This window comes from Elongatibacter sediminis (assembly GCF_037892215.1).
Taxonomy (GTDB): domain Bacteria; phylum Pseudomonadota; class Gammaproteobacteria; order Xanthomonadales; family SZUA-36; genus Elongatibacter; species Elongatibacter sediminis.
In genome coordinates, this window is the sequence record NZ_JAZHOG010000004.1 from 132,192 (window position 1) to 145,841 (window position 13,650).

Sequence of the window (13,650 nt, forward strand, 5' to 3'; positions counted from 1 at the left end):
TACATGATGAAGTTTGATAGGCCAGTAGCTCAATTGGCAGAGCAGCGGTCTCCAAAACCGCAGGTTGGGGGTTCGAGTCCCTCCTGGCCTGCCACTGAAACACCGGGCCATCAGACCCGTGAAGCGAGTTATGACGACAAAAGCGGAAACAGGTAAGTCGCAGGCGGTCAACACTCTGTTGTTGGCATTGTCCGCCATGATGTTGATCGGTGGCGTGGCTGCGTATTACTACTTCCAGGATGCGGTCATCACGCCGGTTCGGGTGGTTGGTTTGATCGCATTGGTCGTCGTTGCCTCGCTGGTTGCGGCCCAGTCGGACAGTGGCGCGGCGCTGTTCCGGTTCCTGAAGGAATCGGACGTGGAGCGCCGAAAAGTTGTTTGGCCCACACACCAGGAAACCATGCAGACAGCACTGATGGTGATCATTGTTACCTTGTTGATCTCCCTGTTCCTGGCCGGAGTGGATTGGTTGCTCGGCGCCGCGGTGCGCGGCCTGGTTGGCGGAGCCTGAGGTATGGCTAAACGTTGGTACGTCGTGCACGCCTACTCGGGCTTTGAGAAGCAGGTCAAACGCTCTCTCGAGGACCGTATCCAGCGCGCCGGGATGGAAGAGAGTTTCGGTGAGGTGCTGGTGCCGACGGAAGAGGTTGTGGAAATGAAGGGCGGCCAGAAGCGCCGTTCCGATCGCAAGTTCTTTCCAGGCTATGTGCTGGTGGAAATGGAAATGACCGATGAAACCTGGCACCTCGTCAAAGACGTGCCGAAAGTGATGGGGTTCATCGGCGGTACCGCGGATCGGCCGGCGCCTATCACGACCAAGGAAGCGGACGCGATCCTCAACCGGGTCAAGGAAGGCGTGGACAAGCCGCGGCCGAAAGTGCTTTTCGAGCCCGGCGAAATGGTGCGCGTCGTCGACGGGCCGTTCAACGACTTCAATGGAGTGGTTGAAGATGTTGATTACGACAAGAGCCGCCTGAAAGTGGCGGTGCTTATTTTCGGGCGCTCGACCCCGGTGGATCTCGAATTCCACCAGGTGGAGAAAGCCTGAACGGAATCCATTGTTGGCGCGGGGCGCCACAACGGGTCATGAATTTACGCAGTCGGCATTGTGCCGGCATGCAGGCCGCCGCTTTGGTGGCGAACACAGACGGGGAGCCGTACCGCGCGTTGGGCGGCGATTGAACCCGGGGAGAAACGGCAATGGCAAAGAAGGTCGCAGCCTACATCAAGCTGCAGGTCCCTGCCGGCCAGGCGAATCCGAGCCCACCGGTGGGCCCGGCGCTGGGTCAGCACGGCGTCAATATCATGGAGTTCTGCAAGGCGTTCAATGCGCAGACGCAGAGCACGGAAAACGGGATGCCCATCCCGGTCGTGATTACGGTCTATTCCGACCGCAGCTTCACGTTCATTACCAAAACGCCCCCGGCGGCCGTTCTGCTCAAGAAGGCAGCGGGCGTTCCGAAAGGCAGCGGCGAACCGAACACCAAAAAAGTCGGAACGGTCACCCGGGAACAGCTCGAGGAGATCGCCAAAATCAAGGAACCGGATATCACTGCGGCCGATATGGATGCCGCCGTCCGGACCATCGCCGGTTCGGCCCGAAGCATGGGCATTAACGTGACGGGAGTTGAGTGATGGCAAGCGAGAGCAAGAGAATCCGGGCCATTCGCGAGAAATTCGAACGCGGGCGTCCATACGCACTGGACGAGGCGCTGTCGTTACTCAAAGATTCGAGCAAGGTCAAGTTCACCGAGTCTGTCGATGTCGCGATTCGTCTCGGAATCGATCCCCGCAAGTCGGACCAGAATGTTCGTGGTTCGACGGTGCTGCCCAACGGTACGGGTAAATCGGTGCGGGTGGCGGTCTTCGCGCAGAGTGAAAATGCCGAAAAAGCCGAGGCGGCCGGTGCCGATGTGGTCGGCATGGACGACCTGCATGACCGGATCAAGGAAGGCGACATGGACTTTGATGTCGTGATCGCGACCCCGGATGCCATGCGTGTCGTTGGCAAGCTCGGTCAGGTGCTTGGGCCGCGTGGTCTGATGCCCAATCCGAAGGTCGGCACCGTGACCACCGACGTGGAAACGGCGGTCCGCAACGCCAAGGCTGGCCAGGTGCGCTACCGGACGGACAAGGCCGGCATTATCCATTCGACCATCGGCAAAGCCGATTTCGAGGTGGATGCCCTGAAAGGCAATCTGTCCGCGCTGCTGAAGGATCTGGTCAAGCTCAAGCCGGCAGCGGCCAAGGGCGCGTACCTGAAGAAGGTTTCCATCTCCACGACCATGGGGCCGGGAATCATTGTGGATCAGGCGACGCTCGACTATTGAATGAGTCCCTCGGGCACTTCATTCATCGCTGCGCGATGAAAGTCGCTCCCTCGGGACGGAAGAAAGGACTTCGCTACTGGCGCTGACGCGCCAATTGCGAAGATGGGATGAGTCCCTCGGGCACTTCATTCATCGCTGCGCGATGAAAGTCGGTCCAGAGGGGAATGAATTCTCACCCGCAGGTTTTGGGGTGATGGATAGGCGGGCTTCACTCGCAAGAGGGATGGCCGTCAGAGACCGCAGGTGTGGTCCGGCTTTCGAGCCGGGCGCCTAAGCATAAACCGGGAGACCGGCCATGGCCTGCGCAGATGGTGGAAGCCCTGACCATTGAAGGGTTTTGCGCCCAGGTGGCGGAAAACAGAACCTTTCAAGGTCAGGTCTCCACGGGTTCCGAGTCACCAATGCCGGTTTTGCCGGCTTGCGACTCCAGGAGGTAACCAATGGCGCTCAATTTTGAGCAGAAAAAAGCAGTAGTAGCCGAGGTGGCCGATGTGGCCGGCACCGCGCTTGCCGCTGTTGCCGCCGAGTATCGCGGATTGACTGTAGAGGAGATGACCGAGCTGCGCGCCAAGGCGCGTGACGAAGGAGTCTATCTCAAGGTCGCCAAGAATACGCTGGTGCGCAGAGCCGTTGAGGGCACCGAGTACGAATGCATGAAGGATGCACTGACAGGACCGCTCCTGTTTGCCTTCAGTGTTGAGGACCCGGGCGCCGCGGCGCGGTTGGTGAAGGACTATGCGAAGGACCACGATAAGCTGGTAGCCAAGCTCGTGGCCGTGGGAGGACAGCTGTACGACGATTCGGAACTCGAACGTCTGTCCAAGCTGCCGACCCGCGACCAGGCGCTGGCCATTTTGATGGGCGTAATGAAAGCGCCGGTCGAAAAATTCGTGCGTACGCTCGCAGAGCCCCACACCAAGCTGGTTCGCACTGTCGCGGCAGTTCGCGACGCGAAGCAGGCTGCTTGATTTTTTTAACATCCATGCGTGCGCATTAGCCACGCCAGGCAATTACGGAGACGACAATGGCCGTTTCGAAAGACGATATTCTGGAAACCATTTCCAACATGAGTGTGATGGAGGTCGTTGACCTCATCGAAGCAATGGAAGAGAAGTTCGGCGTTTCTGCCGCAGCCCCGGTGGCTGTGGCTGCAGGTCCGGCCGCGGGTGGCGATGCCGCTGCAGCGGAAGAAAAGACCGAGTTCGACGTCGTGCTGACTTCCTTCGGTTCCAACAAGGTTCCGGTGATCAAGGTTGTTCGTGAAATCACGGGCCTGGGTCTGAAGGAAGCGAAAGACCTCGTTGAAGGTGCACCTTCACCGGTAAAAGAAGGCGCATCCAAGGACGAATCGGAAGAAATCAAGAAGAAACTCGAAGAAGCGGGCGCATCTGTCGAGGTCAAGTAAATCCGCGTCCCAGTTCTACAGATCTGGGTCTGCAGGGCTGAGCAGTGAACTGGCTGGGGACTTGAGTCCCCGGCCTGTTCCTGTTTGTGTCCCTGGAGTGAAATCCGCTCCGGGGGCGGGTCGGCCGGCGTGAATCACCGGGATTGCAGCAGCGCTGCGGTCAGGTGAGTCACCCTGAGACCCGAAAGCCGTCGCCGGCTAATTTAACCAGTTTGAAATTTGATCGCAAACCAGGCGGGTAGACAACATGAGTTACTCATTCACGGAAAAAAAGCGCATTCGCAAGGATTTTGGAAAACGCGAATCGATTCTCGGTGTGCCGTTCCTCCTTGAAACGCAAATCCGTTCCTACCAGGAGTTTCTGCAGGACGGCGTACCGGAGGAATCACTGCGTGACCGGGGTCTGCACGGTGCGCTGAAGTCCGTGTTCCCGATCAGCTCCTATTCGGGCAATGCGGCTCTGGAATACGTGAGCTACCAACTCGGTGATCCGCCGTTCGACGTCAAGGAGTGCAAGCTCCGCGGCATGTCGTATGGCGCGCCTCTGCGCGTCAAGGTCCGCCTGGTCATTTACGACAAGGACAGCTCGGCCAAGGTCAAGCCGGTCAAGTTCGTCAAAGAGCAGGAAGTCTACATGGGCGACCTGCCGCTGATGACCGAAACCGGTACCTTCATCGTCAACGGTACCGAGCGCGTCATCGTTTCCCAGTTGCACCGCTCGCCAGGCGTATTCTTCGACCACGACAAGGGCAAGACCCACTCCAGTGGCAAGCTGCTGTTCTCGGCGCGGGTGATTCCGTACCGGGGCTCCTGGCTGGATTTCGAATTCGATCCCAAGGATTCCATCTTCACGCGCATCGATCGTCGCCGGAAATTGCCGGTGACCATCCTGCTGCGCGCCCTGGGCATGGATGACGAGGAGATTCTGGACCGGTTTTTCGAAAAGAGCACGATTGCCCTCAAAAAGGAAGGTGCGAAACTCGAACTCGTGCCCAGCCGCCTGCGCGGCGAGACTGCCTGGAGCGACATCAAGGGCAAGGGCAAGGTCATCGTGCCGACGGGCAAACGCATCACCGCTCGCCACGTCAAGCTGATTGAGGAAGCCGGGGTGAAGACCCTGGACGTTCCTGACGAGTACCTGATCGGCAAAATCCTCGCGCAGAACATCATCGACAAGGATTCCGGCGAGTTGCTCGCGGCGGCCAACGCCGAAATCACCGATGAGTTGCTCGAAACCCTGCGTGAAGCCGGCATCAAGTCGCTCGAGACGCTCTATATCAACGACCTGGACCAGGGTCCGTACGTTTCGAACACACTGAATATCGATCCGACCAGCAACGAACTCGAAGCCCTGGTCGAGATTTACCGGATGATGCGTCCGGGTGAACCGCCGACCAAGGACGCGGCACAGAATCTGTTCAAAAACCTGTTCTTCTCCGAGGAACGGTACGATCTTTCCGCCGTCGGCCGGATGAAGTTCAATCGCCGCGTTGGCCGCAAGGAAGTCGAGGGCTCCGGGGTTCTCGATCGTGAGGACATTCTGGACGTGTTGCGCGTTCTTATTGATATCCGCAACGGCAAGGGCAGCGTCGATGACATCGATCACCTGGGCAACCGCCGTGTGCGCAGCGTCGGCGAGATGGCGGAGAACGTCTTCCGCGTCGGACTGGTTCGCGTCGAGCGCGCCGTTCGGGAACGCCTGTCCGTGGCAGAAAGTGAAGGTCTGTCACCGCAGGAGCTGATCAATGCCAAGCCGGTGGCTGCGGCGGTCAAGGAATTTTTCGGTTCCTCGCAGCTCAGCCAGTTCATGGATCAGAACAACCCCCTGTCCGAGGTGACGCACAAACGCCGCGTCTCGGCGCTGGGCCCGGGCGGTCTGACCCGCGAACGCGCCGGCTTCGAGGTACGCGATGTGCATCCGACGCATTACGGCCGGGTGTGCCCGATTGAAACCCCTGAAGGCCCGAACATCGGCCTGATCAATTCGCTGGCCGTTTATGCGCGGACCAACGATTATGGTTTCCTGGAAACCGCCTATCGCAAGGTGACCAATGGCAAGGTGACCGATGACGTCGAATACCTGTCCGCGATCGAGGAAGGGGATTACGTCATCGCCCAGGCCAACGCCGAGCTGGACCGCAACCACAAGTTTGTCGACGAGTTCGTGCCTTGCCGTCATCAGGGTGAATTCACGCTGAAAGAGCCGGCGGATATCAGTTATATGGACGTGTCGCCGAAACAAATCGTTTCCGTGGCGGCGTCGCTGGTGCCCTTTTTGGAACACGACGATGCCAACCGCGCGTTGATGGGATCGAACATGCAGCGCCAGGCGGTGCCCACCCTGCGTGCGGAGAAGCCGCTGGTCGGAACCGGCATGGAACGCGCCGTGGCCACCGACTCGGGTGTGACCGCGGTGGCGCGCCGTGGCGGTATTGTCGATCAGGTCGACGCCGGCCGCATCGTGGTGCGTGCCAACGAGGAAGAGGTTCCGGTCGGAGACCCGGGTGTGGACATTTTCAACCTCACCAAGTACCAGCGCTCCAACCAGAACACCTGCATCAACCAGCGTCCGCTGGTCAATGTGGGCGACCTGGTGTCCAAGGGCGATGTGCTCGCGGACGGTCCGTCGACCGATCTGGGTGAACTGGCGCTGGGTCAGAACATGCTGGTCGCGTTCATGCCGTGGAACGGCTATAACTTCGAGGACTCCATTCTCATCTCCGAGCGTGTCGTTCAGGAGGATCGTTACACGACGATCCACATCGAAGAGCTGACCTGCGTTGCCCGTGACACCAAGCTGGGTTCCGAGGAAATCACCTCGGATATTCCCAATGTCGGTGAGCACAATCTCAACAAGCTCGATCAGTCGGGCATCGTCTATATTGGCGCCGAAGTTTCGGCCGGTGACATCCTGGTCGGCAAGGTCACGCCCAAGGGCGAAACCCAGCTGACTCCGGAGGAAAAGCTGCTGCGGGCCATTTTTGGCGAGAAGGCATCGGACGTGAAAGACACGTCCCTGCGGGTGCCTTCGGGCATGGACGGAACCGTCATCGATGTTCAGGTCTTCACACGTGATGGCGTGGAGAAGGACCAGCGTGCGATCTCGATCGAGAAAGAGCAATTGCGCCAGGTTCGCAAGGATCTGGACGATCAGCTGCGCATCGTGGAGAACGCCATTTTCGGTCGCCTGCGCAACGCGCTGATCGGCAAGCTGGCGGACAAGGGTCCGAAGAGCCTCAAGAAGGGCACCAAGATCACCGCCACCTATCTCGACGGTCTGTCGCACGAGGAGTGGTTCAAGATTCGCATGCGCAGCGAAGACGTCAATGAACTGCTCGAGCAGATGGCCGATCAGCTCAAGGAGCAGCGCAAGACATTCGACGCGAAGTTCGACGAGAAGAAGGGCAAGATCACCCAGGGCGACGATTTGGCACCGGGTGTGCTGAAAATGGTCAAGGTCTACCTGGCCGTGAAGCGTCGCATTCAGCCGGGTGACAAGATGGCCGGCCGTCACGGTAACAAGGGTGTGATCTCGATGATCGTGCCGACCGAGGACATGCCTTACATGGAGGACGGCACGCCGGTCGATATCGTGCTGAACCCGCTGGGCGTTCCCTCACGGATGAACATCGGACAGGTTCTGGAAACGCACCTGGGCTGGGCCGCGAAGGGTCTGGGCCACCGGATATCCGAGATGGTGCAGGAGAAGGCCGACGCGGACACCCTGCGCAATTTCCTCGACCAGGTCTACAACAGCGACCGCAAGAATCGCGTGGATCTCGGTGAGTTCAGCGAGGAAGAGATCAACGCGCTCGCGGGCAATCTGAGGGGCGGTGTGCCGATGGCAACCCCGGTCTTCGATGGTGCCAACGAGGCTGAGATCAAGCACTTGCTGAAGCTGGCGGGCCTGCCGGAGACCGGCCAGACGACCTTGTACGACGGCCGCACGGGTGACCCGTTCGACCGTCCGGTAACCGTGGGTTACATGTACATGTTGAAACTCAACCACCTGGTTGATGACAAGATGCACGCACGCTCGACCGGACCGTACAGCCTGGTCACCCAGCAGCCGCTGGGCGGCAAGGCCCAGTTCGGTGGACAGCGCTTCGGTGAGATGGAGGTCTGGGCACTGGAAGCTTACGGTGCCGCCTACACCTTGCAGGAAATGCTGACGGTGAAGTCCGATGACGTCAGCGGGCGTAACCAGATGTACAAGAATATCGTCGATGGAAATCACGAGATGGCGGCCGGTATGCCGGAATCCTTCAACGTACTGGTGAAGGAAATCCGCTCGCTCGGTATCAACATCGAACTCGAAGAATCCTGATCAGGAGGAGATGAAAAGTGAGAGACTTTCTCAATCTCTACAACCGCCAGCGCCAGCCGCTGGACTTTGACGCGATCCGTATCGGGCTTGCCCCGCCGGATCTGATTCGCTCCTGGTCGTACGGTGAAGTGAAGAAGCCGGAAACGATCAACTACCGGACCTTCAAGCCCGAGCGTGACGGCCTGTTCTGCGCGGCCATTTTCGGCCCCGTCAAGGACTACGAGTGCCTGTGCGGCAAGTACAAGCGCATGAAGCATCGCGGTGTGGTCTGCGAGAAGTGCGGCACCGAGGTCACCCAGACCAAGGTTCGCCGCGAGCGCATGGCGCACATCGAACTGGCCAGTCCGGTCGCGCATATCTGGTTCCTCAAGTCGCTGCCTTCCCGCATCGGCCTGATGCTGGACATGACCCTCCGCGACATCGAGCGCATCCTGTACTTCGAGTCCTACGTGGTGCTCGACCCGGGCATGACCACGCTCGAGCGGGGCCAGTTGCTGACCGACGAGCAGTATCTCGACACCATGGAAGAATGGGGTGATGAGTTCACCGCCAAAATGGGTGCCGAGGCGATTTTCGAACTGCTGCGCATGATCGAGCTGAAAGAAGAAGTGGCGAGGCTGCGCGAGGAAATTGGCGGCACCCGCTCGGAAACCAAGCTCAAACGGCTTGGCAAGCGCTTGAAGCTGGTCGAAGCCTTCATCGAGTCGGGTAACCGGCCCGAGTTCATGATCATGACCGTGCTCCCCGTGCTGCCACCGGACCTGCGTCCGCTGGTTCCGCTCGACGGCGGACGGTTCGCGACTTCGGATCTCAACGATCTGTATCGCCGCACGATCAATCGCAACAACCGGCTCAAGCGGCTGCTGGAACTCAATGCGCCGGACATCATCGTGCGCAACGAAAAACGCATGCTGCAGGAGTCGGTGGATGCCCTGTTGGACAACGGCCGTCGTGGCCGGGCCATCACCGGCACCAACAAGCGCCCCCTGAAGTCGCTGGCCGACATGATCAAGGGCAAGCAGGGCCGCTTCCGCCAGAACCTGCTCGGCAAGCGCGTCGACTATTCCGGCCGTTCGGTGATCGTGGTGGGCCCGACCCTGAAGCTCCACGAATGTGGTCTGCCCAAGAAAATGGCGCTGGAACTGTTCAAGCCGTTCATTTTCAGCAAACTGCAACGGCGCGGCATGGCAGCGACGATCAAGGCCGCCAAGAAGCTGGTCGAAGCCGAGCGCGCTGAAGTCTGGGACATCCTGTCGGAAGTCATTCGCGAACATCCGGTCATGCTGAACCGTGCACCGACCCTTCACCGCCTGGGTATCCAGGCGTTTGAACCGGTGCTCATCGAGGGCAAGGCCATCCAGTTGCATCCGCTGGTCTGCACCGCCTTCAATGCCGACTTCGACGGTGACCAGATGGCCGTGCACGTGCCATTGTCGGTCGAAGCGCAGCTCGAAGCGCGTTCCCTGATGATGTCATCGAACAACATCCTGTCGCCCGCCAACGGCGAACCCATCATCGTGCCGACCCAGGACGTGGTCCTGGGCCTGTACTACATGACGCGGCAGCTCGAAGGCGCGCAGGGTGCGGGCATGTATTTCAGCGACATCGCCGAGGTGCACCGCGCCTACGAGAACAAGGCGGTCGCGCTGCACGCGCAAATCAAGGTTCGAATTGACGAGACCATCATCTCCGAGCACGGGGAGGAACGTCACGAGACCAACCTGATCGAGACCACGGTCGGGCGTGCTCTGCTGGCCGAGATTCGTCCCGTCGGCATGCCGTTCCACATGCTGAACAAGGCTCTGAAGAAGAAACAGATTTCAGGCCTGATCAATTCGTGTTATCGCCGCCTGGGTCTGAAGAAAACGGTCGTGTTCGCGGACAAGCTGATGTACACCGGCTTCCATTACGCGACCAAGGCGGGCGTGTCGATCGGTGTTGACGACCTGATGGTTCCGGACGAGAAAAAGGACATCCTGAAATCGGCCGAAGCCGAAGTCGTGGAGATCCAGAACCAGTATGTATCGGGGCTGGTCACGGCCGGCGAACGGTACAACAAGGTGGTCGACATCTGGTCGCGTACCAACGAGCAGGTCGCGCGCGCGATGATGCAGCGTATGGGCAAGGAGATACGCAAGGACGCCGACGGCAAGGAAGTCGAGCAGGATTCCATGAACTCGGTCTTTATCATGGCTGACTCCGGTGCTCGTGGCTCGGCGGCCCAGATTCGCCAGCTGGCGGGCATGCGTGGCCTGATGGCCAAGCCGGATGGCTCGATCATCGAGACCCCCATCACGGCGAATTTCCGGGAAGGACTGGACGTGCTGCAGTACTTCATTTCGACGCACGGCGCGCGCAAGGGTCTGGCGGATACGGCACTGAAAACGGCCAATTCCGGTTACCTGACCCGACGACTGGTCGACGTTGCCCAGGATCTCGTGATCACCGAGAACGACTGTGGCACCGAGGGTGGTGTGACCATGCAACCCATCGTTGAAGGTGGTGACGTCGTGGAGCCGCTCAGTGAGCGGGTGCTGGGACGTCTGGTTGCCGAGGACATCCTGGTCCCGGGCACCGACAAGGTGCTGTGCGAGCGCAACACCCTGCTGGATGAGCAGTGGGTCGAGCAACTGGAGGAAGCAGGTGTCGACCGCATTTTCGTGCGTTCGACGATCACCTGTGAAACCCGGCACGGCGTCTGTGCCCACTGCTACGGGCGCGATCTGGCACGCGGCGACCTGGTCAACATTGGCGAAGCCGTCGGTGTCATCGCCGCCCAGTCGATCGGCGAGCCCGGCACACAGCTGACGATGCGGACCTTCCATATCGGTGGTGCCGCATCCCGTGCCGCCGCCGTTGACCACATTCAGGTCAAGTCATCCGGCACCATTCGCCTGCACAACATGAAGACGGTCGAAAACGCCAACGACAAGCTGGTGGCGGTTTCCCGTTCGGGTGAGGTTTCGGTGATCGACGAACACGGCCGCGAGCGAGAGCGTTACAAGGTGCCGTACGGTGCGATCATCTCCTGGCGTGACGAGCAGCCGGTATCTGCCGGTGACATCGTGGCCAACTGGGACCCGCACACCCATCCGATCGTCACCGAGGTGGCCGGCCGCGTGAAATTCCACGAATTCACCGATGGTGTAACCGTCAACGAAGAAGTGGATGACATCACGGGTCTGACCAGTCTCGTGGTCACCGATCCCAAGCAGCGCGGAAGTGCCGGCAAGGATCTGCGTCCGATGATCAGCCTGGTCGACAAGAACGGCAAGGATCTGTGCCTGGCCGGCACCGAGATCCCGGCGCATTATTTCCTTCAGGCCGGATCCATCGTTCAGATGCAGGACAGCCAGGATGTGCAGGTGGGTGATGTGTTGGCCCGCATTCCGCAGGAATCCTCCAAGACCCGTGACATCACCGGTGGTCTGCCGCGCGTGGCCGACCTGTTCGAGGCGCGCAAGCCCAAGGAACCGGCCATTCTGGCCGAGGTAACCGGTATCGTCAGTTTCGGCAAGGACACCAAGGGCAAGCAACGTCTGGTGATCACCAAGCCGGATGGCGACACGCACGAGGAACTGATTCCGAAGTGGCGTCACGTGATCGTGTTCGAAGGTGAGCAGGTTGAGAAGGGCGAAACCATCGTTGACGGTGAGCCGAACCCGCACGACATCCTGCGCCTGCTGGGCGTCGAGGCGCTGGACGCGTACCTGGTCAAAGAAATCCAGGACGTGTACCGCTTGCAGGGTGTGAAAATCAACGACAAGCACATCGAGGTCATCGTGCGGCAGATGCTGCGCAAGGCCGAGATCACCGATGCCGGCGACAGCAAGTTGCTGCGCGGTGAACAGCTGGATGTCACCCGCGTGCTGGAGGAAAACCAGCAGGTGGAAAAAGACAAGGGCCGTCCCGCCGAATACCAGCGCGTATTGTTGGGCATCACCAAGGCTTCTCTGGCGACCGAGTCCTTTATTTCCGCGGCCTCGTTCCAGGAAACCACCCGCGTACTGACGGAGGCGGCCGTTCGCGGCACCACCGACCACCTGCGCGGCCTGAAGGAGAACGTCATCGTGGGCCGATTGATACCCGCCGGTACCGGCATGGCGTATCACAACTCGCGCAAGCGTCAGGCCAACGAAGAGCCCGAAATCGATCTGGCCGCTCTTGCCGCTGCGGTCGCGGCCGAGGAGTTCGCCAGTCTCGACGCGGAAGGCGAGAAGGAGTAGGCACGAGGCGGCCTGCAAGCCCGTTGTGGAGCCCGTCGGGCCGGTCAATCCGGCCCGGCGGGTGGTACCACCAAGGGGTGCGGCCCGGTCCGGCCTGAAATTCGGCAGCGGGGCTTGCCAAAGTCCCATCCTCCTGTCATAATTCTCCGGCTAACTACTTGAATCCCTCCACAAGGAGGGCCGCGCGGCCATGAAACCGTTGCGGAGAGCCGATGTCGCCGGCGCGTGGGCCGGATTCAACGGCGCCCAATCCCGAACCAGTATTCGCGGGGTTGGGCGTTTGACATTGTCAGGGCACGGTGTATCATGCGCGCCCTTCCGGCGGCCGGGATCGTCCCGACTGCCGGTTACTTTGTCCGGCGCCCAAATAGCGCCGGTCGCAGGAAACCAGGCCAAGCGAGATCAGGAACAGATATGGCAACGATCAACCAGCTCGTACGCAAGCCGCGCAAGCCGAAGCTCTACAAGAGCACCGTGCCGGCGCTGGAAGGCTGCCCGCAGAAACGCGGTGTGTGCACCCGTGTGTATACCACTACGCCGAAAAAGCCGAATTCGGCCCTGCGCAAGGTTGCCCGTGTGCGGTTGACCAACGGCTTCGAAGTAACCAGCTACATCGGCGGTGAAGGCCACAACCTGCAGGAGCACAGCGTTGTGCTTATCCGCGGGGGGCGTGTCAAGGATCTGCCCGGTGTGCGTTATCACACCGTTCGGGGCAGTCTCGACACCGCGGGAGTCTCAGACCGCCGCCAGGGACGCTCCAAATACGGCGCGAAACGCCCGAAAGGCTGAATCCGAGCGGAAGCTGCAACTAGGTGATCCCGTACGTGGATCAATGACGGAACAGAATCGATGTCCAGAAAGCAAACCAACTACACCCGGGAGATCCTGCCGGATCCGAAATTCGGCAGCGAGATGATCGCGCGGTTCATCAACATGGTGATGATCAGCGGCAAAAAGTCCGTCGCTGAAAAAATCGTGTACGGCGCGATCGACAGCATCGGCGACAAGAACAAGAGCGCGGATGCGGTCGAGCTGGTCGAAAAAGCGCTGGAAAACGTGAGTCCGATGGTGGAGGTGAAATCCCGCCGTGTCGGTGGCGCTACCTACCAGGTGCCGGTCGAAGTGCGGCCGAAACGCCGTCAGACGCTGGCCATGCGCTGGGTCATCGACGCCGCGCGCAAGCGCAGTGAAATGAATATGCCGCAGCGTCTCGCGGGCGAACTGCTGGACGCGGTCGAGCAGCGTGGTGCGGCGGTCAAACGCCGCGAAGAAACGCATCGCATGGCGGAGGCCAACAAGGCATTCGCACACTACCGCTGGTAAGGGCCAGCGTAGGTCAACAGGTTATCCGAGGATAAGACA

At 60.1% G+C, this 13,650-nt stretch carries 10 protein-coding genes and 1 tRNA gene; all 11 read left to right on the forward strand.

Annotated features, from left to right (window positions below; translation table 11 throughout):
- Window positions 1-18 precede the first annotated feature (18 nt).
- The 11 genes from V3330_RS07375 (at window position 19) to rpsG (ending at window position 13,611) form a co-directional block, all read left to right on the forward strand.
- Window positions 19-94 (forward strand) — tRNA-Trp (locus tag V3330_RS07375).
- Window positions 95-130: 36 nt separating this feature from the next.
- On the forward strand, window positions 131-511 hold the full coding sequence (secE, locus tag V3330_RS07380; protein WP_354694758.1) for a preprotein translocase subunit SecE: 381 nt from the start codon (window positions 131-133) through the stop codon (window positions 509-511).
- A 3-nt stretch (window positions 512-514) separates the two neighbouring features.
- Window positions 515-1,048: a transcription termination/antitermination protein NusG gene (gene nusG / locus V3330_RS07385; RefSeq protein ID WP_354694759.1), complete on the forward strand. Its 534-nt coding sequence runs from the start codon at window positions 515-517 to the stop codon at window positions 1,046-1,048.
- A gap of 152 nt (window positions 1,049-1,200) precedes the next feature.
- Window positions 1,201-1,635, forward strand: coding sequence for a 50S ribosomal protein L11 (gene rplK / locus V3330_RS07390; RefSeq protein WP_354694760.1), 435 nt, complete (start codon window positions 1,201-1,203; stop codon window positions 1,633-1,635).
- Entirely contained in the window at window positions 1,635-2,330 is a 696-nt protein-coding gene (rplA, locus tag V3330_RS07395; protein ID WP_354694761.1) for a 50S ribosomal protein L1, read from the forward strand. Before rplK ends, rplA begins: the two co-directional genes overlap by 1 nt.
- Window positions 2,331-2,770: 440 nt before the next feature.
- Window positions 2,771-3,298: a 50S ribosomal protein L10 gene (rplJ, locus tag V3330_RS07400; RefSeq protein ID WP_354694762.1), complete on the forward strand. Its 528-nt coding sequence runs from the start codon at window positions 2,771-2,773 to the stop codon at window positions 3,296-3,298.
- A 56-nt stretch (window positions 3,299-3,354) separates the two neighbouring features.
- Entirely contained in the window at window positions 3,355-3,735 is a 381-nt protein-coding gene (gene rplL / locus V3330_RS07405; protein WP_354694763.1) for a 50S ribosomal protein L7/L12, read from the forward strand.
- Window positions 3,736-3,982: 247 nt separating this feature from the next.
- On the forward strand, window positions 3,983-8,062 hold the full coding sequence (rpoB, locus tag V3330_RS07410) for a DNA-directed RNA polymerase subunit beta (RefSeq protein WP_354694764.1): 4,080 nt from the start codon (window positions 3,983-3,985) through the stop codon (window positions 8,060-8,062).
- Between the two features lie 17 nt (window positions 8,063-8,079).
- Entirely contained in the window at window positions 8,080-12,288 is a 4,209-nt protein-coding gene (gene rpoC, locus V3330_RS07415; RefSeq protein WP_354694765.1) for a DNA-directed RNA polymerase subunit beta', read from the forward strand.
- 414 nt (window positions 12,289-12,702) lie between these two features.
- Window positions 12,703-13,077, forward strand: a complete 375-nt coding sequence (gene rpsL, locus V3330_RS07420; RefSeq protein ID WP_354694766.1) for a 30S ribosomal protein S12 — start codon at window positions 12,703-12,705, stop codon at window positions 13,075-13,077.
- Between the two features lie 60 nt (window positions 13,078-13,137).
- The gene (gene rpsG / locus V3330_RS07425; protein WP_354694767.1) at window positions 13,138-13,611 is read left to right on the forward strand and encodes a 30S ribosomal protein S7; all 474 of its coding nucleotides are present in this window, start codon (window positions 13,138-13,140) and stop codon (window positions 13,609-13,611) included.
- Window positions 13,612-13,650 lie beyond the last annotated feature (39 nt).